At 41.6% G+C, this 22,812-nt stretch carries 20 protein-coding genes and 1 other annotated feature; of the genes, 15 read left to right on the top strand and 5 right to left on the bottom strand.

The features are described from left to right. Nucleotides 1-18 precede the first annotated feature (18 nt). The 10 genes from BUF11_RS06990 to BUF11_RS06945 all read left to right on the top strand — a co-directional run bounded on the left by BUF11_RS06990 (nucleotide 19) and on the right by BUF11_RS06945 (nucleotide 11,634). Nucleotides 19-849 (top strand): helix-turn-helix domain-containing protein, encoded by an 831-nt coding sequence (locus BUF11_RS06990; RefSeq protein ID WP_073588127.1) that lies wholly within the window; start codon nucleotides 19-21, stop codon nucleotides 847-849. 88 nt (nucleotides 850-937) lie between these two features. Then, a complete protein-coding gene (locus BUF11_RS06985) occupies nucleotides 938-1,933 on the top strand; it encodes an iron-siderophore ABC transporter substrate-binding protein (protein ID WP_073588126.1) in 996 nt (331 codons plus the stop codon). A gap of 120 nt (nucleotides 1,934-2,053) precedes the next feature. Next, entirely contained in the window at nucleotides 2,054-3,082 is a 1,029-nt protein-coding gene (locus tag BUF11_RS06980; RefSeq protein ID WP_073588125.1) for a FecCD family ABC transporter permease, read from the top strand. Continuing rightward, nucleotides 3,082-4,098, top strand: a complete 1,017-nt coding sequence (locus tag BUF11_RS06975) for a FecCD family ABC transporter permease (RefSeq protein ID WP_073588124.1) — start codon at nucleotides 3,082-3,084, stop codon at nucleotides 4,096-4,098. Before BUF11_RS06980 ends, BUF11_RS06975 begins: the two co-directional genes overlap by 1 nt. 28 nt (nucleotides 4,099-4,126) lie before the next feature. Further along, nucleotides 4,127-4,951 (top strand): ABC transporter ATP-binding protein, encoded by an 825-nt coding sequence (locus BUF11_RS06970; RefSeq protein WP_073588123.1) that lies wholly within the window; start codon nucleotides 4,127-4,129, stop codon nucleotides 4,949-4,951. A gap of 16 nt (nucleotides 4,952-4,967) precedes the next feature. Further along, nucleotides 4,968-5,729, top strand: a complete 762-nt coding sequence (locus BUF11_RS06965; RefSeq protein ID WP_330393860.1) for a nitrogenase iron protein NifH — start codon at nucleotides 4,968-4,970, stop codon at nucleotides 5,727-5,729. Nucleotides 5,730-5,748: 19 nt separating this feature from the next. Beyond that, nucleotides 5,749-7,044 carry a nitrogenase component 1 gene (locus BUF11_RS06960; RefSeq protein WP_073588122.1) on the top strand — a complete coding sequence of 432 codons (1,296 nt, stop codon included), beginning with the start codon at nucleotides 5,749-5,751 and terminating at the stop codon, nucleotides 7,042-7,044. Further along, complete coding sequence (locus BUF11_RS06955; protein WP_073588121.1) at nucleotides 7,031-8,242, top strand: nitrogenase component 1; 1,212 nt, start codon at nucleotides 7,031-7,033, stop codon at nucleotides 8,240-8,242. Before BUF11_RS06960 ends, BUF11_RS06955 begins: the two co-directional genes overlap by 14 nt. Before the next feature lie 157 nt (nucleotides 8,243-8,399). After that, the gene (locus BUF11_RS06950; RefSeq protein ID WP_073588120.1) at nucleotides 8,400-9,200 is read left to right on the top strand and encodes an FHIPEP family type III secretion protein; all 801 of its coding nucleotides are present in this window, start codon (nucleotides 8,400-8,402) and stop codon (nucleotides 9,198-9,200) included. Between the two features lie 199 nt (nucleotides 9,201-9,399). Further along, nucleotides 9,400-11,634, top strand: coding sequence for a HelD family protein (locus BUF11_RS06945; RefSeq protein WP_073588119.1), 2,235 nt, complete (start codon nucleotides 9,400-9,402; stop codon nucleotides 11,632-11,634). Between the two features lie 106 nt (nucleotides 11,635-11,740). On the opposite strand, the gene BUF11_RS06940 is transcribed toward BUF11_RS06945, so the two are convergent. Then, nucleotides 11,741-13,009 (bottom strand): peptidoglycan-binding domain-containing protein, encoded by a 1,269-nt coding sequence (locus tag BUF11_RS06940; protein WP_073588384.1) that lies wholly within the window; start codon nucleotides 13,007-13,009, stop codon nucleotides 11,741-11,743. 338 nt (nucleotides 13,010-13,347) lie between these two features. Here BUF11_RS06940 and BUF11_RS06935 point away from each other — a divergent pair, with 338 nt between their 5' ends. The 3 genes from BUF11_RS06935 (at nucleotide 13,348) to BUF11_RS06925 (ending at nucleotide 16,174) form a co-directional block, all read left to right on the top strand. Further along, on the top strand, nucleotides 13,348-14,763 hold the full coding sequence (locus BUF11_RS06935) for a phospholipase D family protein (protein WP_073588118.1): 1,416 nt from the start codon (nucleotides 13,348-13,350) through the stop codon (nucleotides 14,761-14,763). Nucleotides 14,764-14,875: 112 nt separating this feature from the next. Then, the gene (locus tag BUF11_RS06930) at nucleotides 14,876-15,271 is read left to right on the top strand and encodes a hypothetical protein (RefSeq protein WP_073588117.1); all 396 of its coding nucleotides are present in this window, start codon (nucleotides 14,876-14,878) and stop codon (nucleotides 15,269-15,271) included. A gap of 72 nt (nucleotides 15,272-15,343) precedes the next feature. Next, nucleotides 15,344-16,174: a DUF5685 family protein gene (locus BUF11_RS06925; protein WP_073588116.1), complete on the top strand. Its 831-nt coding sequence runs from the start codon at nucleotides 15,344-15,346 to the stop codon at nucleotides 16,172-16,174. 83 nt (nucleotides 16,175-16,257) lie between these two features. Here the strand turns inward: BUF11_RS06925 and BUF11_RS06920 are convergent, their stop codons facing one another. Then, nucleotides 16,258-17,436, bottom strand: coding sequence for a MalY/PatB family protein (locus BUF11_RS06920; RefSeq protein ID WP_073588115.1), 1,179 nt, complete (start codon nucleotides 17,434-17,436; stop codon nucleotides 16,258-16,260). Nucleotides 17,437-17,515: 79 nt separating this feature from the next. Beyond that, on the bottom strand, nucleotides 17,516-18,649 hold the full coding sequence (locus tag BUF11_RS06915) for a trans-sulfuration enzyme family protein (protein WP_073588114.1): 1,134 nt from the start codon (nucleotides 18,647-18,649) through the stop codon (nucleotides 17,516-17,518). Nucleotides 18,650-18,811: 162 nt separating this feature from the next. Next, nucleotides 18,812-19,068, bottom strand: a binding site (T-box leader). A 142-nt stretch (nucleotides 19,069-19,210) separates the two neighbouring features. Between BUF11_RS06915 and BUF11_RS06910 the strand changes: the two genes are divergently transcribed. Then, nucleotides 19,211-19,396, top strand: a complete 186-nt coding sequence (locus tag BUF11_RS06910; protein ID WP_073588113.1) for a hypothetical protein — start codon at nucleotides 19,211-19,213, stop codon at nucleotides 19,394-19,396. Between the two features lie 49 nt (nucleotides 19,397-19,445). Continuing rightward, on the top strand, nucleotides 19,446-20,234 hold the full coding sequence (locus BUF11_RS06905) for a hypothetical protein (protein WP_073588112.1): 789 nt from the start codon (nucleotides 19,446-19,448) through the stop codon (nucleotides 20,232-20,234). A 73-nt stretch (nucleotides 20,235-20,307) separates the two neighbouring features. Here the strand turns inward: BUF11_RS06905 and BUF11_RS06900 are convergent, their stop codons facing one another. Both BUF11_RS06900 and BUF11_RS06895 read right to left on the bottom strand, forming a co-directional pair. Further along, nucleotides 20,308-22,098 (bottom strand): aminopeptidase P family protein, encoded by a 1,791-nt coding sequence (locus BUF11_RS06900; protein ID WP_073588111.1) that lies wholly within the window; start codon nucleotides 22,096-22,098, stop codon nucleotides 20,308-20,310. A 17-nt stretch (nucleotides 22,099-22,115) separates the two neighbouring features. Continuing rightward, entirely contained in the window at nucleotides 22,116-22,640 is a 525-nt protein-coding gene (locus BUF11_RS06895; RefSeq protein WP_073588110.1) for a peptidylprolyl isomerase, read from the bottom strand. Between the last annotated feature and the right edge of the window lie 172 nt (nucleotides 22,641-22,812).

Raw genomic sequence — 22,812 nt, 5'->3', positions numbered from 1 at the left:
AGGTGGATTATTGTGAATATGAATAAAGATAAATTGATCCGAAGTTTTACTGACGGCTGTTTGGGGGTGGATGACTTCTTCATTATATCCGTACTGCCCTATACAAAGGTATATGACAATCGTACAAAGCCAGGTGCCTGCGGGCTGGTTATTCCTATAAAAGGAAAGGCAAGGTTTACCCTCTGCGGTGAAGGCTATGAACTGGAACCGGGAGTAATACTGCACGCAGGGCCTTCCATGGAGTTGGATAAGAAGGTATTGGGAGAAGACATCTGGGAATTTGCGCTATTGCATTATTATGTAAGGGGGCCTAAAGAGGTACAGGATTACCTGGAGAAGCTTCACGGTAAGCTCTACTTTAGTCCTGCCAGCTATAATGACTTGCTGACCCTGGTAAAACAGCTGCATCATGTCAGAAGAAGCCCGGGACCTTTAAATGAACTACGCAGCAAGGCACTTCTCTATTCCATCATAGAACAGATGTTATCTCACGGTATGGACAAAAAGAAAAATACCGATGAGGATACCATCCTTTCCATGGTAGAATATATTGACAGCCATTACGACAGGAATCCGACAGTAATGGAACTTTCCGAGTTGGCAGGGATGGATATTAAGAGGTTCTCCTATCTCTTTGGAAAAATAATGGGAGAGTGCCCCAAAAAATACATAACCATGGTTAAAATAAATCGTGCAAAAGAATTGCTGATACATGATACCATATCCGTAACCGAAATCAGCACCCTGGTGGGAATCGAAGATGCTCTTTATTTCAGCCGGTTATTTAAGAAGTATACCAATATGGCTCCAAGTGTCTTTCGGGAGAGGTTCGGAAAAAATCCATGGTGATTTGAAAATATGTCTATTTCTTTTTTGACTGGTGTATGATATAGTTCATGTGATAATGACAATCATAATCAACAAAATGGAGGACATAATGAAAAGAATATTTCATATAGTGGCGGTTATGGCCATTACAGCTATTATTTTTACAGGCTGCAGTAAAGCAAATGATAACACACAGACTTCAGGTAATACCGAAGCTACAAAAGCAGCGGAAACAACACCTGCAAAGGAAGAGGAAGAGACGGTTTATCCATTTACATATACCGATGGCGAAGGCAGAGAAATCACCATTGAAAAGCAGCCTACCAAGGTAGCCATCAGTTATCTGCCCCATTGGGAAAGCCTGATTCTTCTGGGAGTTATGCCGGCTGGAACAACAAGTGCGGCCCATTATGCTAAGACTTGGGATGCATTTCAAGGTTACGATTTGAGCTCGGTGGTTGATTTGGGAGATGCGGATATTAATCTGGAGCTTCTTGCACAGTTGGAACCGGACATTATCTTACAGCAGAGCTATAACAAGGAATCAGTAGAAAACCTGGAAAAGATAGCACCCGTAGTTGTATTTGGTCCTCAGGTTAAGATGGATTGGAGATACAGCTTAAGGGAAATCGGTAAGGTTGTAGGAAAAGCACAGAAAGCAGAAGAAGTGATTGCTGAAACAGATCAAAAGCTTGCAGACGCCAGAGTGAAGCTTCAGGAAAAGTATAACGGAAAAACAGTTATGTTAATGTCTTTAATGGGTGAGGATAAATATTACTGTGCTTACCGCCCTGATTTATACGACAGTGAAACCGGTCTGGGATTAAAAGTTCCCGAGGGTTTTACTACTTCAGAGCAGTACGAGCAGGTATCCATGGAAGCGCTTGCTGAAATGAATCCGGATTATTTGTTTGTAAATGTTTTTGATGGGGATGAGGCTTATCTGGAGGAGTTAAATAATAACAATACCGTTTGGAAATCCTTAAAGGCTTCCAAGGAAGGACATGTTTACCGCCTGGATGGATCAGGCCATGCTGCCAGTGCAATTTCAACGATATATACCGTTGATACCATTATTGATACATTATTAGGTAAAGATAAATAAAATCCGAAAAAGCTGTATAAAGGGCAGGGGTGTCGAATAAAGCATCAGAATTTCGGCATCCCCTCTTTTTGCTGAAATGGTTCGTGCTATAACTTATTTAGTATAGGAATGAGGTAATATATGAAACAAAAGGATGAAGGAAAAAACAGGAAAAACCGCGGCTATAAGGCACTTCTGCTTCTTGTGGCCTGCAGCTTTTTTCTTCTTTTTTTTATGGTGCTGTCAATTATAGTGGGAGCAGCTAAGATACCCTTTTCTACGGTGGTTGATGCCTTTTGGCATTTTGATAAGGAAAATATAAAGCATCTTATGGTGATTGACTTAAGACTCCCGAGAGTAATCAGTGCGGTTGTTGTGGGAGCGGCTCTTGCTGTCTCGGGAGCAGTCATGCAGGGAATGACAAGAAATCCTTTGGCAGATTCCGGGCTTATGGGACTTAATTCAGGAGCAGCACTTGCTTTAGCAATCTGCCTTGCTTATATAGACAAAGTTACCTATTCCCAGATAATTCTTAGTGCCTTCATCGGTGCGGGAGCGGGAGCTCTGGCAGTGTATGGCATCAGCAGTCTTGTGCCTGGGGGAAATAAGCCTATGAAGCTGGTTTTATCCGGAGCAGCGGTAAGTACTTTCCTGGTGGCAGTCAGCCAGGCCATTGCTATCGGTAATAAAATGAGTCAGAATCTTAACTTCTGGACTATGGGAAGCGTAACGGGAAACAGTTGGAACCAGCTAAAGGCTGCAGTGCCTGTAATTGGAGCAGGTATATTGATAGCTGTCCTTCTCTCCGGAAGGATCTCTATTCTTAGTATGGGGGAGGAGGTAGCCTTGGGCCTTGGTGTGCGACTTAATTTTGTAAAAACTGTAGGAACCATTGTGGTGGTTTTATTAGCAGGGACTTCGGTTGCACTGGCGGGTACCATTACCTTTGTAGGAATGCTGATACCTCATTTTGCAAGATATCTGATAGGTCCTGATTACCGTTTGATTATTCCGTTAAGTGCCGTATTGGGAGCGTTACTTTTAGTAGTGGCAGATATCGGAGCCAAAACTTTGAGTGCTCCCAGTGAGATACCCTTAGGTGCATTGATATCCTTACTTGGTGTACCGGTATTTCTTTACTTTGCAAGAAGGCAGAAGGGGGAACTGTAATGAAGAAAAAAAACAGAAAGTATGTACTCATTCTGCTTCTCATACTGATTCCTGCCGCCTTCTTTATCAGCATTAATGCTGGATTTACCGATTATGGAATAACGGATATCCTGCGGATATTAGCAGGAAAAGGAGATGGAAAGGAAAATATCGTAGTGCTGCAGTTTCGTATGCCCCGTATTTTATTAGCTTTGTTAATCGGAGCTGGTTTTGCCCTTTCCGGCTGTATCATACAGGGAATAACCAGAAACCCTCTGGCAGACCCGGGAATCCTTGGTATCAATGCGGGAGCAGGAATCATGGTTTTATTATACGTAGTTTTGCATGGAGCGGTCTCTTTTGGTTCCGTCTTTGGCCTCCCTTTTCTCTCTCTGATTGGAGCACTTGTGACAGGAACAATTATTTATGCCCTGTCTACCCAGAAAACCAAGGGTGTATCCTCTATGCGGCTGGTTTTAAATGGTGTGGCAATTCAGGCTGGTATTAATGCTGTTATGACTATGGTAATTATGAAACTGGATGATTCCCAGCATGAATTTCTTGCCAAATGGCAGGCAGGAAGCATCTGGAATGCCAACTGGAAATTTGTTGCCGCCTTACTGCCCTGGATTGTTATCGGAATTACTTATCTGATACTCCGGTCCAGACATCTTGACATACTGACCATGGGAGACGACATTTCCTTTGGCCTTGGTGTAACTGTGGTAAGGGAAAAGTATAGGTTGTTATTTACGGCTGTGGCTTTGGCAGCGGCCTGTGTGGCGGTAAGCGGGAGTATAAGCTTTGTAGGGCTTATGGCACCTCATCTGTCCAGAAAACTGGTAGGCTCTGGGCATCGGCTCTTGATACCGGTTTGCGCCCTTACAGGGGGGCTTCTGGTGTTAATTGCAGACACCGTTGCAAGAACGGTAATCGAACCGTCGGAGATTCCCACCGGAATCGTGGTATCTTTACTTGGAGCACCTTATTTCGTGTTTTTGCTATTAAAAGAGAGAAAGAAAACAGTAAATAGTTAAATTATAAAGTCGAAAGGAGAGTAAAGCCATGAAAAAGGGTATCCGTACCGAAAACATAAAGGCGGCATACGGTGAGAAGGTTATTATAGAGGAATTGAGTATTTCCATCCCCATGGGACAGATAACAACAATCATAGGTCCCAATGGCTGTGGTAAATCCACCTTTTTAAAGACGCTGGGAAGAATTCTTGGTATAAAGAAAGGGTACATTTATTTAGATGGAGAGGAAATTCACAGGCTTCCAACCAGAGAACTTGCCAAGAAGCTTGCAATCCTTCCGCAGGCCCCGCAGGCTCCTGACGGGCTTACAGTAGAGGAATTGGTTTCCTATGGCAGATTTCCTTACCAGAAAGGCCTTGGGCGGCTTACCGGAGAGGATAAGGAGATTGTCTCCTGGGCCATTGAGGCTACCGGATTAAAAGGTCTGGAGGAACAGGCAACGTCTGACCTTTCGGGAGGACAAAGGCAGAGAGTATGGATTGCCATGGCTTTGGCGCAGGAAACAGAGGTCATTCTGCTGGATGAGCCGACTACCTATCTTGATATGGCATATCAGTTGGAAATATTGGAGCTGTTGGAGGATTTGAACAAGGTGCACGGCTGTACCATATTGATGGTTCTTCATGATTTAAATCTGGCTTCTAAGTTCGCGGATCATATGATTGCTTTTCGGGAGGGAAGAGTGATAAAGGCAGGCACTCCGGGGGAAGTGATGAATAAAGAGACTTTAAAAGAAGTATTCCAAATAGATGCTGCCATTGTGACAGATCCGGTATCGGCAAGGCCTATCTGTATGTCTTATCAGCTGTTAAACAAAGAAAAGAATAGGAGCAAGGTAAAAAAAGGAGCCTGAAACGATACTTTATCCAGTGGAAAGGAATGAAACAGACATGAGAAAGATTGCAATATATGGGAAAGGCGGAATCGGAAAGTCCACAACGGTATCTAATCTGTCAGCAGCACTGGCGGCAAGGGGACTTAAGGTAATGCAGATTGGCTGTGACCCTAAAGCCGATTCCACCAGAAATTTAACCGGAGGGGCCAAGATTAAGACTGTTCTTGACGTATTAAGGGATAACAGTGAGATAACCCTTCAGGATATTGTGACGGAAGGAGACCTGGGGGTATTATGTGTAGAGGCAGGAGGTCCTGTACCCGGTGTGGGCTGTGCCGGCAGGGGCATCATAACTGCCTTTGAGAAGCTGAATGAACTAAACGCCTATGAAATATATCAGCCGGATATTGTCCTTTATGATGTGTTAGGAGATGTGGTATGCGGCGGGTTTGCCATGCCGATAAGGGGAGGTTATGCAGAAGAGGTCTGTATTGTGACCTCCGGAGAGATGATGGCCTTATATGCAGCCTCCAATATAGCCTATGCGGTTAAGAGCTTTGGTAAGAGAGGCTATGCCACTTTAAAAGGACTTATTCTAAATGCCAAAAATATTGAAAAAGAAGACGAGCTTGTAAGGGATGCGGCAAAAGAAATGGAAGCGGATATCCTTTACAAAATCGATAGAAATCCACTGATACAAAAAGCAGAAGATCTTGGAAAGACGGTAGTAGCGGCATTTCCGGACAGTTCTCTGGCCAGTGAATATGAAAAACTGTCAAGGATTCTATGTCCCTGAAGCAGAAAAGGAGAAAATAATGACGGATAAAAAAGAGTATGGTTGGCTGCCCCTTTCCAAGGCAACCGTTAGAACCGGTATCCCATTATCCGGTATCCCGGGGGAACCGGGCAGGCACTGCCCTATGCATACGGCTCTGGCACTTGCAAAACAGCTTGGGAATATATCCACTCTTGTAGTGGGAACAGCAGAATGCGGATATTACAGCCGCTATGTTATGACAGAACAGAGAGGAAGAAACGGAGAACTCCATTATGTCTATGAGCTGGACGCTAATGAAGTTGTATTCGGCTGCAGAAAAGGCCTGATGGAAGCTATATGTGAAATGGACAGGGAAGGGGCGAAGCTTATCCTTTTGATTCTCACTTGCGTACCGGCGTTAATCGGTGAGGATATGGAAGCTGTTATGCAGGAACTTAACGGAAAAATAGCGGCAAAGATCTTCTTCATAGACGGAGCACACTTTAAATATAACGGATATCTGACCGGCTTTTTGGATACCTACCGCCAATTGGGAGAAGTATATAACGGTCTGGAAAGCAGAGAATCCATACATATAGAAAATGGGCAGGTTAATTTTCTTGGAAGCCTTAGAGGGGCAGAAGCTCTGGCACTAAAATGTGCCTTGACGGAGGCAGGCTATGAAATCCTCGAGGTAAATCATCAGGATATAATCGGTAAGATGGCAAAAATCCGGGAGGGTTCCTTAACCATCCTCCAGGATCCTAATCAGGGACAGTTGGCAAAAGCACTGAAAAAGCCGGAAATTTCACTTTGCAGAAGTTTCCTGGCAGAGGATATAAGAGCAGATTACCGCACTCTTAAAGAGATGACTATACCGGAGGGAAAGGCAGAGAAAGAATTTCAGTTAAATTCCTATGAGCTTCTGAAAGAAAAGGAAGAAAAGGCCCGTAAGGAGTTAAAAGGAATTCCCTTTATAATTACCGTACAGGAGCTTCTTGCTCTGCCCATAGCTGCTTATCTTACCGCACTTGGAATGGAGCCGAAGCTTCTTGGCGTTGAAAGCTTTTCGCAAGAGGATTGCATATACCGGGACAGAATTCTAAATGAAGGCTATGATCCTTATCTGGTAACTATTACGGAAGAAAAGAACTTAAAGGAGTGGGGGAAGGACTATCCGCTGTTTTCTATTGGACATAGTACGGCAGTACTGGAAAGCAGGATGATCAATAATCCCCAGGTGCAGAAAATATTTGCTTTAGTGGGATATGAAAGAAGCATTTTCCTCCTTGACCGCCTGATGGAATTGGCAAAGGAAAAGGAGAAAGGAGGAGAGGCTGATGGGCTTATATAAATACTACCCCCGGCCTTCCGGCAGGATGGGGGCACTATGGACCCTTGCAACCATAAAAGGAGCGGTTGTCCTGGAATTCGGGTCCATGGGGCACATGATATATGCGAGAAGATGGCTGGAGCAGGCCGGATATTCAAAAGACTGTCTGGCTTTTGTAACTCATCTGGATGAAAAGGACATTGCCCTTGGAATTACGGACCGTATAGAAAAAGCGTTGGATGAAATACTGGAAAAATATAAGGCGGAGGCTGTATTTCTCATCCCTTCCTCCGTTCCGGAGGTTATTGGGACAGATATGGAGGCCATCTGTGAAGAATTAAGCTATCGCTATGAGGGGCTTCCTGTTCTTTATTTCCCTTGCGGAAGCTTTTCCTGGGACTACCATAAGGGGATTGAAACCGCTCTCTATGAACTTTGCTGCAAGTTACCGGAAAAGGCTTTAAAGACCGAAGAACTTACCTGTAATATTATCGGTTCTTCCATCGATTTACATCTGTTTGAAGCAGATGCCAGGGAGATTGAAAGGCTGCTTAACGGAGCCTTTGGTATAAAGGTATCCTGCGTTCTCTCAACCAGAGCGGATGTTAAGAGCATAAAAAAACTGGGTGAGGCAGCTATCAATCTGGTACTTAGGAGAGAAGGAATCAAGGCAGGGGAAACGTTGAAGAAAAGCTTTGGCACTCCTTATCTCTATGGCAGGCCCTACGGAATTCAGGGTACCGTCAAATGGCTGGAGCAAATCGGGGAATTGTCAGGGCTTACAGTTAATGCTGCATTTATAGTGGATGAAATCAGAGACTGCAGTATGGTATATGATAATTTGAAGCATATCCTGGAATTCTTCGGAGAAAGGGCTGCCTTCAGTGCAGGAGGCAGCATAGATGTGGTACGGGGCTTAAGGGAATTTGCAGTAGAGGAGCTTGGTATAAAGGAAGGTCTGTTCTGGTGTGATGCAAAAGAAGATGAAGGGGAGGGCATTCCATACCTTGTGGAAAAAAAGGTTTTAGAAGAGCTTACCCGTGTACCATCCGGCATTCTGATGGCAAGGAAGGAATATTTAAAAGAGGCAGGTAAGAATACAGAATTTCTGACAGACAGAGGCATCAATGAGTGGAATTTTAACCCCTATGTTCCTCCTTATGTAGGATTCCGGGGAGTTATTAATCTCTGCAGCATGTGGTTTCGGGAGATGGAATAAACTCTTTCCATAAATAGTTGTTGATATGTACATGAACAGCTGGTTGTTTTACTTATTTCTTAGCAAGTGGTAAGATTATCGTAAAGAAAGGTCATCAGAGTAAGAAACTGCAATGACCTAAAGATAAAAAAATCAAAGCACACCGGAGGTAAGTACAATGATTAATGGTTTTGAGGAAAGGCTGATCAATGCAAGAAAAGACAAAAATTATACCCAGGAGGAGCTGGCATTGCGGCTTGGTGTAACGCCCCAGGCCGTATCCAAGTGGGAGAGAGGCATGGGATACCCGGATACCCCGCTGATGGTATCTCTTTGCCATATTTTAAACTGTTCCATGGATTTTATATTAAAGGGTGAAGAACGGGTAGAATTTGTAGAGAAGGGCGGGTTAAAACCTTCCGGAGAAATATTGAATGAGATTATTGCTGAGCCTTTCCTTTTAGAATTTGGCACCGGACTTATTGCCGCTGCCGGTGATGAAAGCAGTAAAGGATTCACAGAGATCGCAGAAATCAGAAAAAGAGCGGCAGCTTCCTTTGGTATATTACTTCCCCAGATACGAATCAGGGATAATGAGGATATGGATAAACTTTCTTACCATTTCTTTGCTTATAACAATAAGCTTTATGAGAATGCCTTTACAAGCGAAGAGGAAATCTCTTTTTTACAGATTTACAGGGATTTAGAACAAATCTGTACCAAGTATTATGGGCAGATTATCAATAAACAGCTGACAAAGAGGCTGGCAGATAATCTGGAGGAAAAATATCCGGAAGTCATAAAAGGAGTCATACCGGAGAAAATATCCCTGATACAGTTTCAGAATATTTTAATTCAAATATATGAAAAAAAGGGAACCATACATAATCTTATCAAGATAGTGGAACGGCTGGATGAAAAAGCAGGCAGTATCAGGGATATTAAAATGTTGGCGGAAGAAATCATGAAAGAGGAATAAGGTTCTTATGATAATAAAAATAAAAGCTGTCAGAATTTTCTGACAGCTTTTTCTTGCCTCTAGGCATACTACATTATGAATGATACCATAAGTGAAAAGAAAAGTCTAGTATTATTTTTGATTTTCGTTTAATATGATACAAGTAACCTGTTAACCGGACTTAAACCATTAGTTCGCAGTTGACCTATAGGAGGGTATCATGGGGAATGGAGAAATGGATGGAAGCCATTTGGTTGAAAGACATGAAGAGCTAAGAAGTGAGTGGGAAAGGGAAGAAGAGCAGTTAAAAAAATGTGTGGAAATCATTCAGCACAATGTGGAAGCACAAAGTGCCGAACTGGCTAAGGTTCGTGCAGAGACAAAGGAAATGTATGATAATTACCGGTCTGACAATCCGGAGCTTCATAACGATCTTGTCATAGGGCTTAGTATGCAGACAGATCTGGAAAGGTCCTTAACTAAGAACCTGGCAGCGTTAAAAAAGCCTTTCTTTGGCCGTATTGATTACAGAGAATTGGGAATGGAAACAAGAGACGGAGAAGAGGAAGAGGAGAAAAAGCAATTTTCCTTATATGTCGGAAAGAATGGTGTCAGTAAAAGCAGTACGGAGATTATCATTGTAGACTGGAGAGCACCGGTTGCCAGTGTTTATTATGACAGCGATGTAGGTGAGAGTTCCTATCTGTCGCCTTATGGAGACCAGATTCATATTGCTCTGGATTTAAAAAGAACTTTTGAAATAAAGGACAGCAGTTTAGTCGATTACTATGATACGGATGTCATAGCAAATGATGAATTTCTGACAAAATATCTGGGGAAAAATAAAGAGGTTGTATTAGGGGAAATCATTGCTACGATTCAGAAGGAACAGAATGATATCATAAGAGATACGCCCTGGCATAGTGTTATTGTGCAGGGGGTGGCAGGAAGCGGCAAGACCACCGTTGCCATGCACCGCATTTCCTACATTCTGTATAACTACAAGGAAAGATGCCGTTCGGATGAGTTCTATATTATCGGCAGCAATAAGATGCTTTTAAATTATATAACAGGAGTACTTCCGAATCTGGACGTCTATAATATTAATCAGATGACCTTGGAGGAATTTCTGGTATATCTTCTGGATATGGATTTTCAATTAAAAAAGAAGAAGTATATTCTAATCAGCCCCTTTGCAAAAAGCCGTAAAAGAGCAGGAGAGAACAGCAGAGTGAGAACTTTGCTAAAACGTTATAAAGGCTCTCTTGATTTTATCAGAGCATTGGAATATTATCTTGACTGGTATGAGATGACAATAATACGGTCGGAAGATATCATTTATCATGGAAAGAATATCTATTCGGAAAATGAAATCAGGGAGTTCCTTTCGATATTTAAGGAGAAGCCTCTTTCAGAGAAGCAGGAACTCTTAAATAAACGTCTGCTAAGTAAAATCAGGCTGGTTAATGAAAGAGAGCAGCAGGAGAAAGAAGTTATTAGCATAGAAGTAAAAAAATATAAGGATTACTTTGGAAAAAAAGTTGCAAAGTATGATTTAGAGAAGATATATTTGGATTTTCTTAAGAGTCTTTTAGATACCGGGTTCTATAAAGAATTTTCCGGTGTGCTGCCGGAAAAGGAAGTGGTAAGCCTTCTTATGGAGGATTTTACCGGAAAAAAAATTGATATTTATGACCTTGCCATGCTTACTTATCTGAAAAGGCGATTAAAGTTCACGAAGGATTTTGAATATGTCAGTCATATTATAGTAGATGAGGCACAGGATTTTGGTGTATCGGTATTTTACTGTATGAAGCAGTTATTTGCGAACTGTACTTATACCATTATGGGAGATATCACCCAGAATATTCATTATGATACCGGAATGAATGACTGGGAAGCTCTAAGAGGGAAAGTTTTTTCGGAAGAGAAGGATAAGTTTTATGTATTGGCAAAAAGCTATCGAAATACGGTAGAGATATCAAATTATGCCAGCCGGGTATTGAAGCATTGTACATTTAAGACCTATGATATTGAGCCGATTATCAGGCATGGCAGTGAGGTAGAGGTCTATGAGGCGAAATCTGAAACGGAAATCCTTCATAAGGCAGCGCAGATTTTAAAATGCAGCAAAGAGGCAGGCTATACTACACAAGCTGTTATTTGCAGGACAGAAGAGGAAACAAAGGAGGTATATGACAAGCTGAAAGAACTCATTGAGCTGGAATCCTTAAAGGAAAATATGGAAGAGATGAACTTTACAAATGGTATTATGGTGCTTCCCATTCATATGACAAAGGGTCTTGAGTTTGACAGTGTGCTTTTATGGAATCCCGATAGCAGCAGCTATGAAAAGAGTGATGCAGATGCCAAGCTTTTATATGTTGCAATTACAAGAGCTCTTCACGAGCTTCATATTGTGTATATGGGAGAACTGGCAGAGCTTTTAAGTTAACCTTTTGGAATTTACCTGCTTGTGTGCATATGCGGACTAATGTCTGCGGTTATTGCATACAGAGCAGGTAATCTGTGTTTTTGGGGGATGCAAAGATTTCTCTTTTCTATTTACAATGACGTTCTTCATCTATTAAACTATTATAAAGGCTTGTGATGGAATACCAGGTAGCGGCATCTACAATACCGGTTACAGGCAGGTGAAAGATTTCCTGATAGGTAGATACTGCTTTTTCCGTTTGAGAGTTAAAGGTTCCGCCTTCTCCCAAAAGGGGAATGGCTATATAGACTCTTCCTATCAATTCCAGCATCTTTTGGAGGGCACCCACATTTCCTCCCTGGCTTCCAAGCTTTAATTCTGTTCCCTGCCAGGGGAAAACCAGACCGGTTATTACATTCGTGTAGCTGATATATAAATCACTCCCATAGTAAAAATGAAGAATATACATCATATCATAGCCGGTATCCCCTAATGCCTTGGCACCCCATAAGGACATCATCTGGGGACAGTCCAATATAGCACCCCGGCAGAGCTGTGTAAGTATTGGCTGCAATATGCCAGGTCTTGCTAAGAATAAATTGAACATATAATCGACAGCAAGACTGATATTGTCAAAGATATTACGTCCATAAAGCCATAGCAGATCATAAGCGGGAGAGGCAGTGATGTGGAAGGAGTAGCCCTGTCTCTGATACCAGTTGGTAAAATATCGGTTGAGAGTAAAGGACAAGGTTGCCAGGATGGTGGCATAGAGGGTCGCATCGGTCCAATTAGCATAGGCCACACTGGATACTACATTTTTAATATAATCCCTGTATTCTACATAATAATCAATGGCAGTTGCGTCATCTGGTATACCATCATGGACAATGAGATATTCGGGGATTGCAATGACGAACGGGTCATCTGATTCCGGCATTTCCTTTACTTCAGATTCATATACCTTTATCGGATAGCCTCCATACAGGTAGTGAGGCCCTATTACAATCCTCCTTGAATTTTCACTGTTTTCGGTAATCCGCGGAAGAAAAATCATCTGAAGGGAAGAGGTATTCGGAAATATCTGCACCCCTTCTACTGTAACGGTCTGAAGTCCGGGAGCACTTGCTTCAACAAGATATTCAGAGTAGGGTTTTGGGCCGGGGGGCTGCATGCTGTATTCCAGGGGGGGAGTATCAAGGTCAATGGTTTCCGTTATACCGGATATATTAGTGGTAAGGCGGTCAAGTAAAGTATCAGGGTTAGTGCTGTTATAGATCTTTACGACAGCAGCATCAATTGGCCTGTGACCGGCTTCACATACTATCTGTATCTGAAGCTTGCCAGAATGCTGATCCATGTCGATTGGACTTAGAGTATTATCAGTATTATCCATTTTCAACCTACCCTCCATGCATATCGCAGGTCCTCCTGCGATACTGCTTAAATAAAAATTTGAAAAATGTCTTTTATTTTTCAACCTACCCCCCTGGCGGTTAATGCACTGCATGATAAGTGGAATTACTTTTATATATGCTTATATCGGGAGAAAAATGCCCACAATGAGAAGTTGTTCGCAGATTCTCAAACCAATTAATGAAAAAAATCTGATATGTATAAAAAGTAAATTAAGAATGGGTGCAATCCATTGACAATACAAGATTACTGCGGTATGGTGAATACTGGACTTATTAATTAATTCACTTGTTAAAACAAAAGAGGACAGGTAAGGGTATGAAAAAAGGAAGAATCATATCAATTACTGCTGTAATAGTTCTGCTATATATAATAGTCGGTTCGTCACTTCCTTTTATTATTCAACCCAAATACAAAAAAACAGATTGGAATAATACCAAGGTAAGTAAAATCTATGGACAGTCGGAGGGATTAAGAGCCGGTATTATTGAATCGAATGAAGAAGCTCTTGATATACGGCTTAGAATGATAAAGGATGCAAAAGAGAGAATTGTGTTATCAACCTTTGACATTCGTCCGGGAAAAAGCTCTGATGATATCTTTGCGGCACTTCTTGCGGCAGCGGATAGAGGGGTAAAAGTCCGGATATTAGTGGATGGTTTATATGGAACGCTTCATATGGCTGGAGAATCGGAGTATTATGCAGCAGGTACCCATAATAATATTGAAATACGTTTTTACAATACACCCAATCTATTAAAGCCATGGACAGTTCACGGCAGATTACATGACAAATACCTGTTAGTAGATGATGATCTCCTGCTGTCAGGCGGAAGAAATACCTTTGACTATTTTCTTGGGAGTTACAGCGGAGGTGCCAGCTTTGACAGAGAGGCTTTGATTTACAAGAGTGGGGACAGCAGTGGAAATGATGTAATAAAGCAAACCTATGATTATTTTGAGAGTGTTTGGGATTTACAGGTATGTAAACCTGTTTTTGAAAACGTTCCTTTTTATAAAAAAGATATCAGGCAGGCAGAGGAAAAGCTAAACACCCATTATCTAAATTTAATAGAGCAGAAAAAGGATATATTTGATGCGGAAAGTAATTATACAAAATTAACGGTGCCTGTGGATAATGCCATTTTACTTACAAATCCCACCCATATTTATGCCAAGGAACCGGTGGTATTTTCAGAGTTGGTTGCCCTTATGGAGAAATCAAAGGACAGGGTATTTATACAGACTCCCTATGCCGTATTCAGTAAGGATATGTATAAAGAGATGACGGAGGCGGCAAAGGCACAGCCTAATATCACGATGCTTCTTAATTCCACGGCTGTAGGTGATAACTTTATGGCTTCTTCTGATTACACTTTAAACAGAAAAAAGTTATTGGGGACAGGAGTTACGCTGTATGAATTTTATGGAAGTCATTCTACTCACGGCAAATCCCTTGTCATCGATGATGACCTGTCAGCGGTGATGTCTTATAATCTGGATATGCGAAGCACATATATAGACACAGAGGTTGCTTTGGTAATCAGGGGAAAAGAATTCAATAAATTGCTGGAAGAGAACATGCTAAAAATGCAGAAAGAAGCTTTGAAGGTAAAAAAGGACGGCAGCTATGGCAGTAATGCTTCTGTTGAGGCAAAGGAGCTTACAAGAGCCGAGAAATCTATCTTTTCAATTACTTCGGTTGTGTTTCAGTTATTCCGCTTTCTGTTGTAGCATCAAAACAGGTATTATACCTGTGTAATCTAATAAATAATGTTAAAAAATATAAGAGGAAGGATGCCACAGGATTCACCATCTGGTTTCGTGGCGATGGACGGTAAGAATTATGAGAGATAAATTCAGACAGTTTATGGTAGGCAGATATGGAATAGATAATCTGGGACAATTCATGATATGGGCAGGTATCATTGCCCTGTTATTGTCTAATGTTATTAGAAGCAGTCTGCTATCTGCAATTTCTGTTTTTATTTTGATAGTCTGCTATGTGAGAATGTTCTCAAGGAATGTTGGTAAAAGATATGCGGAAAATCAAAAATTCTTAGTCATTAAGAGCAGATTTCTTGGATTTTTTAAGATGGATAAAGCAACAAGGGAGAGGAATAAGAAATACCATATTTACCGGTGCCCTACCTGTAAGCAAAAAATAAGGGTACCCAAGGGAAAAGGGAAAATATGTATTACCTGCCCGAAATGCCATGCAGAATTCATACGTAAGAGTTGAAATACCCGTGGATTCGGAATTCACAGGAGAAAGCCTGTATGCAAGAAACAAGTGCAGAAATGGAGACAAAGTATGTTTGGTTATGTCACAATTAATAAGCCGGAATTAAAAGTAAAAGATTATGAAAAATACCATGCTTATTATTGCGGACTTTGTAAGGTTCTGAAACGAAAATACGGGGCATTGGGGCAGTTGACACTGACCTTTGATATGACTTTTCTCATTGTGCTGCTTAGCGGACTGTATGAACCGGAAGAGAAAAGAGAAGCACACCGCTGCATCGCTCATCCGGCCAAAAAACATGTTATGAGGTACAATGAGATAACGGAGTATGCGGCTGATATGAATATTATATTAGCATATCATAATTTGATGGATGACTGGACAGATGACAGAAATATAGGAAAGCTTTCTTTTGCCAAAATTCTGGAGCGAAGTTATCGAAAGCTTGAGAAGAAATACGAGAGGCAGGCAGCGGCTGTTAATCATTATATGGAAACACTGACAGAGTGTGAAAAGCGAAAGGAATCCAGTCTGGATATGGCAGCCGGCCTTACCGGGGAAATGTTAGGGGAAATATTTAACTACAGGGAAGATGAGTGGGCAGAAACTCTGAAAAAGCTGGGTTTCTATCTTGGAAAATTCATATATCTGTGTGATGCCAGTGAAGATGTAGAAAAAGATAAAAAGAGCGGAAGTTATAATCCTTTTCTGCTGCAGGAAAAGGACATTGATAAAAGAGAAATATTAAACCTTATGATGGCTGATTGCACCAGAGAATTTGAGAAGCTTCCTATATTGCTGAATGCGGATATTCTTCGCAATATATTGTATGCAGGAGTCTGGCAGAAGTTTGAAAGAATTCAGGCAGGCGCAACGAAGGAAGAAACCGGTGTGAAATAACATTCAATTAAGAAGAAGCAGGGTTGCTGCGATAGAATAGCATTGGCAACCCTGCTGTTTTTATGCCACTATAGTATCCAACTTTATTCTAAGGAAATGACGGCATCCCTTAACTGGTTCAATGCTTTTAATAAGGTAGCTCTCGGGCAGGCGACATTAAACCGTTCAAAGCCCTTTCCCTCCGGCCCAAACATAGTGCCTCCGTCAAGCCATAAGCCTGCTTCTTCTGCAATAAAGTTCTCCAGTTCTCCTGTTTCCATCCCAAGTGCCCGAAAATCAACCCACAGGAGGTAGGTTCCCTGTGTATCTATGACTTTTAAGGCAGGGATTTCTGTTTCAATAAATTGCTTTGCGGTCCTAATATTATCATAAATGTAGGCATTCAGTTCCGCCAGCCATTTGTCCCCATATTCATATGCTGCCTGGCAGGCAATAAGCCCCATGGTGTTTAACTGGCTGTAGCCGGTTTTATTTATTTCCTCTTTGAATTTGTATTTTAAAGCCTGATTTGGTATCAGTACATTGGACACCTGCAAGCCTGCCAGATTAAAGGTCTTACTGGGAGCGGTGCAGGTGATGGTCCTGCTCGCATATTCTTCTTTGATAGAAGCAAATACAAGGTGCTCATGTCCCGGATGTATAAAGTCTGCGTGGATTTCATCCGATACCACCAGCACATCATGTTTCACGCAGATATCGCCAAGGCGTATAAGTTCTTCCTTTGTATAGACTCTGCCGATTGGATTATGAGGATTGCAAAGAACAAAGAGCTTAACCTGGTTGTCTGTGATTTTTTGTTCGAAATCGTCAAAATCTATGTGGTAGGAGCCATTCTCATAAACAGCCGCATTATTGATAAGCCTTCTGTTATTATCTAAAATAGCCTCTGAAAAAGGATAATATACCGGACGCTGTATGAGAACGCCATCCCCTTCCTTTGTAAAGGCACGTATAGCCATGGCAATTGCAAATACAACGCCGGGAGTCTTTATAAGCCATTTTCTCGCGATATCCCAGCGGTAGTGTGATAAGAACCATTCATGAAGGACTCTAAAATACTCCTCCTTTACTTCGGTATAACCGAAGATTCCATGATCTGCCGCCTTTACAAGGGCTGTTGTAATCTCGGGAAGAGTGGGAAAATCCATATCGGCAACCCACATAGGGATGAGGTCTTCTTTCTTGCCCCGTTCTTTGGCAAAATCATATTTCAGGGAGTTTGTATTTTTTCTGTCAGTCAGTTTATCAAAATCATAGGGCATGTGCAGCATTCTCCTTTTTTCCTGTTTTGTCCTTATTATAATACATTCACACGCAGAAAACCTCATAAAATTCAAAAGACTAGGAGAGTGCCTGCCTTAAGTCTTCTATTAAGTCATCTGCATCCTCAAGACCTACGGACATCCGCAGTAGGCATTCATTGATACCTCTTAAAAGACGGTCCGCTATAGGGACATCTGCATGGGTCTGCACCATTGGATAGGTAATTAATGTCTCCGTGCCGCCCAGGCTTTCCGCAAAAAGGATCAGAGAGACCTTTTCTAGGACCTGCTTTGCAGTGGCTTCTGTATCCACTTCAAAGGATATCATGGAGCCAAAGCCGGAAGCCTGTTTCTTTGAAACCTCAAAGCCGGGATGGTCAGGCAGGCCTATAAAGAATACTTTTTTCACTTTTTCCTGGGAAGAGAGAAAGGCAGCAAGTTTCAATGCGTTCTCTTCCTGACGTTTCATTCTGATTGCCAGAGTCTTGATTCCTCTGATTAAAAGCCAGCTGTCAAAGGGAGAGAGACATGCCCCGGTGGTTTTATAGATGAAGCGCAGTTTTTCTGATAAATCAGTCTCTTTAGTGACTAAGAATCCGGCAAGGGTATCATTGTGTCCGCTTAAATATTTTGTACCGCTGTGGACAACAATATCGGCGCCCAGAGTAAGAGGACGCTGAAAATATGGTGTAAGGAAGGTATTATCTACAATAACCAATAGCTTGTACTCCCTTGCAATGGCAGCCACAGCCTGGATATCAGTTACCTGCATCATGGGATTGGTAGGTGTTTCTATATAAATTGCCTTTGTTTTCTTTCGTATCAGGGAACGCAGCTTTGCCAAATCGGAGGTATCAAGATAGTCAAAGTCAAGACCGTTCTTTTTATTGATATTGTCAAAGAGACGGACAGTGCCGCCATAGAGGTCCTCGGAGGCAATGATATGGTCTCCTATGGAAAAGAGCTCCATAAGAGCAGTAATTGCTGCCATTCCGGTGCTAAAGGCAAGTGCGTCTGTGCCTTCTTCCAGGTTGGCTATTACTTTTTCTAAGTGTTCTCTGGTGGGGTTTTGAAGCCTTGAATAATCATAGCCGGTGCTTTGACCTATCCCGGGATGGGCGAAAGTAGCGGATTGGTAGATGGGAACACTGACAGCACCGGTATTATGTGTTTTGTCGACAGCTCCGTGGATACATCGAGTAGTAAAATCCATATTTCAACCTCATTTCTGCACTGCTTATGTGTAATTTAAGTTTGTGGCCGCAGTGCAGGCCAAAACCTCTCATGTAAATGTTTTAAAAGCTTTTTTTATACAGTAAGATGAAGGGAACGGATAGATGAGGGTAAAAACAGATAAAAAAAACCCGTCTTCCTTTTAGAAGACGAGTATTACCCGTGTTACCACTTCATTTTATCTCTGCCTCACGGCAAAAGAACTTAGCAAGTACGTTATCCATCCGGATAATTATACTCCTTTGCTGTAACAGGCAAACCTGTTGCGTCCTAAGCGTTTTACACGGTTTGGCGCACCGCTCCTGAGCCATCTTCTATAAATTCACCCTGCTCTTTTCCACCTGACAAAAGCTCTCTGTAAGGGTATAACCTACATACTCTCTCATTCCTAGCGTTTTACTATGAATTTTATATGAGTATAGCAGATAGAAAATGATTTGTCAATGCGAAATCCCTTCCTAATTATTGAAAATAAATATGCAGCATGATAATATGGAAATAGAATAATATGGGGAATTTATAATTGGGGGAAGAAAATAAAATGAAAAAATTTATCGCTGTTTTAATTGTTCTTACGTTAGTGTTATGTATATGGTCGAAGAATCCGGCAGATGTTTCCTTGAAGCAGCTGCCGGATGATTATAGCCTTGAGGATGGAGCCGTCAGCTCACAGTCCGGCGCCTGGATAGATCATGTTGTAGTATATTCGGACTTGGTATGGAAGTGAGAATATATAGTTTCAAATCGTAATAAACAGCAGAAGAAGGAAAAGGAATATGGAAAATTGGATACCGGCAATTCATGTAAAAGTTTCAGATTTAGATTTTAATATTGATTGTGTGGCAAACAGTCTAGATGCAGAGTTTCTTAAAAGAAATAAAAGTTTACCTTTTCAGGAAAGAATATTCCGGGCGTTTCCGGAATTGTCAGGCAGAATTCATTTTGATATGACAAATGAGGATATCCGCAATACAGTAAAAGAGGTATTCGAACGAAAATATAAAAGTGAGCGAACAGAGATGTTGGAAAAGGCCGGGGAGATACAGGATAAACTGAATAAGGTGATTGCACCGGCATTACCGGTTTTGTTTCAGGAATTTAATTTATCCTGGAAAAAAGAAGCCGGTGATATAATCTGCTATCTTGGGCTGTATAGTTTCTTTCCCAGAAAAGTGATGACAAAGGAGTTCTGGATTCATTATCTGACGAAGGAAGAAAATATATATAAAGCCGCAATGCATGAAATCAATCATTTCGTATTATTTGAAAAGTGGAAATCCATGCATGGCTATGAGAAAGAAAGGGAGCCGGAGCATCCGGAACCACTATGGTTTTTAGAAGAGATGATTGTTGACCCGACTTTAAATACAAAGGGGCTGCAGGAATTAGTTCCTTATCCCCAGAGAGCATATGAACAGTTTTACACGGCAGTTATACAGGAGAGGACACCGCAGGAATGCATTCAAAGTTACTATAAGGAAAGTGCTGCAATCGAAGAGTTCCTTGAACGGGCTTACGGATATATTGGGGATAACCTGCAGGAATTAATTGAAAAATGTGGATAACAAAATACCCTGTCGTTTGTTTATCATATATAACACCCGACAGGGTAAAGAAAACTATATTAGTAATGATGCATCAGATGGCTCTGGTTGCTTCCTTTAACCAAAGCTTTTCCTCCTCATTAAGGTAAGGAGAAATCTTATCATAAACCTCTTTGTGGTAACGGTTTAAGCTTGCAATTTCCTTCCCGGTCATATAGGAAGTGTCTACTGCATCCAAGTCGATGGGAGCAAAGGTCAGATGTTCAAAGTACATAAACTGTCCATACTCATTCTTCGTACCCTTGTGGCAGATCAATTCATTCTCTGTGCGGATGCCGTGACTGCCTTCCATATAGATGCCGGGTTCGTCGGTAGTTACCATACCTTCCTCCAGTACGCAGCCGTCATCTCTTTCGGGTACCTTCCTCCAACGGAAACCATTGGGTGCTTCATGGACATTAAGAAGATAACCGACACCATGGCCTGTGCCGCATTTATAATCCAAATCCATATCCCAGATGGGGCCTCTGGCAAGAATATCAAGATTTTGTCCGATACAGCCATAAAGGAATTTCGCATCAGCAAGATTTAGCATACTTCGGAGTACAGCGGTAAAATGCTTCTTTATTTCATCGCTGATTTCACCAAGGATTATAGTTCTGGTAATGTCCGTAGTACCTTCATAATACTGACCGCCGGAGTCAACAAGTAAAAGACCTTCGGGCTTTAATACCGCATGATTTTCTTCCGTTGCAGAATAGTGCATCATAGCCGCATTTGCGTTGTAAGCACTGATGGTATTAAAGCTTAAATCAATAAAGCCTTCCTGTTCTTTTCTGCAATTCTCCAGATAGTCACTGGCACTGACTTCTGTTATTTCTGTCTTTCCAATGTTTTTCTTAAGCCAGTGGATGAATTTTGTGACGGCAACGCCATCCTTAATATGAGACTTGCGAAGATTCTCAAGCTCGACGGGATTTTTAACAGCTTTAAGAAGCACCGTAGGATTTGGGGCATCAATAATAGAAGCGTCCTTGCCAAGGCTCTGATAAATTGCATAATTAACTTTGGCAGTATCCAGTAATATTTTTTCATTTTTCGGAAGGGTTTTGACGAATTCATATGTTTCAAAATAACCTCTGATTTCTACGCCGAATTTCTTAAGTCCTGCTTTGATTTCTTCTGACAGTTTCTTTTCGTCTACGAATAAAATAGCCTTTTCCTGGGTGATCACTGCGTAAGAGAGAACCACCGGGTTATAGGCAATATCTCCGCCGCGGATATTAAAGAGCCATGCGATATCATCAAGAGATGTAATGATGTGGTAAACGGCTCCTTTTTTCTGCATTTCGCTTCTTACAGCTTCAAGTTTTAAGGCTGTTGATTTTCCGGAGTATTTTTCCTCCAAAAGAAAAGCAGGAGCAGTAGGAAGTTCCGGGCGGTCTGTCCAGATTTCATCTACAAGGTCCTTATCATAATGGATTGAAATCTTCTTTGCAGCTAATTTCTCGCTTAAGCGAAGGCCTAACTTTGCATTGACAACTCTCCCGTCAAAACCAAGGACATCTCCTTCCTTTAAGTTATCGTAAAGGAATTCCTCCAGTGTAGGAACGCCTTCTTCCCCCATTTTATATAGGGTGATGCCGGAACCGGCCAGTTCCCTGGCAGCCTGGATAAAATATCTTCCGTCTGTCCAAAGTCCTGCTTCCTCCAGGGTAATGACTACACTTCCCGCAGAGCCGGTAAAGCCGGATATATAGTTTCTGGATTTAAAGTAATTTCCCACATATTCGGATTCATGAAAGTCCGAGGTGGGCAGCAGATAAGCCTGAATACCGTTTTTCGCCATTAAGGCTCTTAAATGCTGTAACCTTTCTGTTACCATAGAATAGCCTCCTGTTATCACATTTTTTCAGGTTCGCCGTATTCTTCTCCAAATAATGTGGCGGTTACTTTTTTCATAACCTGAGGGGTCAGCGGTCTGTCGGAATAGTCTGTTTTTTCATCTGCAATTGCATTTATAATATCCATTCCTTCGATTACTTTACCAAAAGCGGCATAGGAGCCGTCTAAGTGAGGGCTGTCCTTGTGCATAATAAAGAATTGGGAACCTGCTGAATCGGGCATCTGTGACCTTGCCATGGATATGACACCGGCATTATGCTTTAAGTTATTCTCAAAGTGATTATATGAAAATTCTCCTTTAATGGAATAGCCTGGGCCGCCCATACCGGTACCTTCCGGATCTCCGCCCTGAATCATAAAGCCGCGGATAACTCTGTGAAAGATAAGTCCGTCATAGAAGTTTTTCTGAACTAAAGAAATAAAATTCTTTACTGTATTGGGAGCAATGTCGGGATAGAGCTCCAGCTTTATAAGGCTGCCATTTTCCATTTCAATTGTTACAATAGGATTTTTTTCTGCCATTTTATATACCCTTTCTGTAATCTAATATTTACAAAAGATAATTATAGCATAATTTAAAATATGTGTCTAATAAAATTGAGCATGAATCTTAAGTTAGTCTGTGACAGATACATAATGGCATGACAATCTTTTTTACACCTATTTTATAAATAGAATTATTAAATGTTGATTA

The organism is Anaerocolumna xylanovorans DSM 12503 (assembly GCF_900143645.1).
GTDB classification, from domain to species: domain Bacteria; phylum Bacillota; class Clostridia; order Lachnospirales; family Lachnospiraceae; genus Anaerocolumna; species Anaerocolumna xylanovorans.
This window is presented reverse-complemented; position numbering and strand designations above follow the sequence as displayed.

Coding starts and splice junctions, on each gene's coding strand:
- BUF11_RS06990 (WP_073588127.1), top strand. CDS start 19: ATGAATAAAGATAAATTGATCCGAAGTTTTACTGACGGCTGTTTGGGG.
- BUF11_RS06985 (WP_073588126.1), top strand. CDS start 938: ATGAAAAGAATATTTCATATAGTGGCGGTTATGGCCATTACAGCTATT.
- BUF11_RS06980 (WP_073588125.1), top strand. CDS start 2,054: ATGAAACAAAAGGATGAAGGAAAAAACAGGAAAAACCGCGGCTATAAG.
- BUF11_RS06975 (WP_073588124.1), top strand. CDS start 3,082: ATGAAGAAAAAAAACAGAAAGTATGTACTCATTCTGCTTCTCATACTG.
- BUF11_RS06970 (WP_073588123.1), top strand. CDS start 4,127: ATGAAAAAGGGTATCCGTACCGAAAACATAAAGGCGGCATACGGTGAG.
- BUF11_RS06960 (WP_073588122.1), top strand. CDS start 5,749: ATGACGGATAAAAAAGAGTATGGTTGGCTGCCCCTTTCCAAGGCAACC.
- BUF11_RS06955 (WP_073588121.1), top strand. CDS start 7,031: ATGGGCTTATATAAATACTACCCCCGGCCTTCCGGCAGGATGGGGGCA.
- BUF11_RS06950 (WP_073588120.1), top strand. CDS start 8,400: ATGATTAATGGTTTTGAGGAAAGGCTGATCAATGCAAGAAAAGACAAA.
- BUF11_RS06945 (WP_073588119.1), top strand. CDS start 9,400: ATGGGGAATGGAGAAATGGATGGAAGCCATTTGGTTGAAAGACATGAA.
- BUF11_RS06940 (WP_073588384.1), bottom strand. CDS start 13,009: ATGGATAATACTGATAATACTCTAAGTCCAATCGACATGGATCAGCAT.
- BUF11_RS06935 (WP_073588118.1), top strand. CDS start 13,348: ATGAAAAAAGGAAGAATCATATCAATTACTGCTGTAATAGTTCTGCTA.
- BUF11_RS06930 (WP_073588117.1), top strand. CDS start 14,876: ATGAGAGATAAATTCAGACAGTTTATGGTAGGCAGATATGGAATAGAT.
- BUF11_RS06925 (WP_073588116.1), top strand. CDS start 15,344: ATGTTTGGTTATGTCACAATTAATAAGCCGGAATTAAAAGTAAAAGAT.
- BUF11_RS06920 (WP_073588115.1), bottom strand. CDS start 17,436: ATGCCCTATGATTTTGATAAACTGACTGACAGAAAAAATACAAACTCC.
- BUF11_RS06915 (WP_073588114.1), bottom strand. CDS start 18,649: ATGGATTTTACTACTCGATGTATCCACGGAGCTGTCGACAAAACACAT.
- BUF11_RS06910 (WP_073588113.1), top strand. CDS start 19,211: ATGAAAAAATTTATCGCTGTTTTAATTGTTCTTACGTTAGTGTTATGT.
- BUF11_RS06905 (WP_073588112.1), top strand. CDS start 19,446: ATGGAAAATTGGATACCGGCAATTCATGTAAAAGTTTCAGATTTAGAT.
- BUF11_RS06900 (WP_073588111.1), bottom strand. CDS start 22,098: ATGGTAACAGAAAGGTTACAGCATTTAAGAGCCTTAATGGCGAAAAAC.
- BUF11_RS06895 (WP_073588110.1), bottom strand. CDS start 22,640: ATGGCAGAAAAAAATCCTATTGTAACAATTGAAATGGAAAATGGCAGC.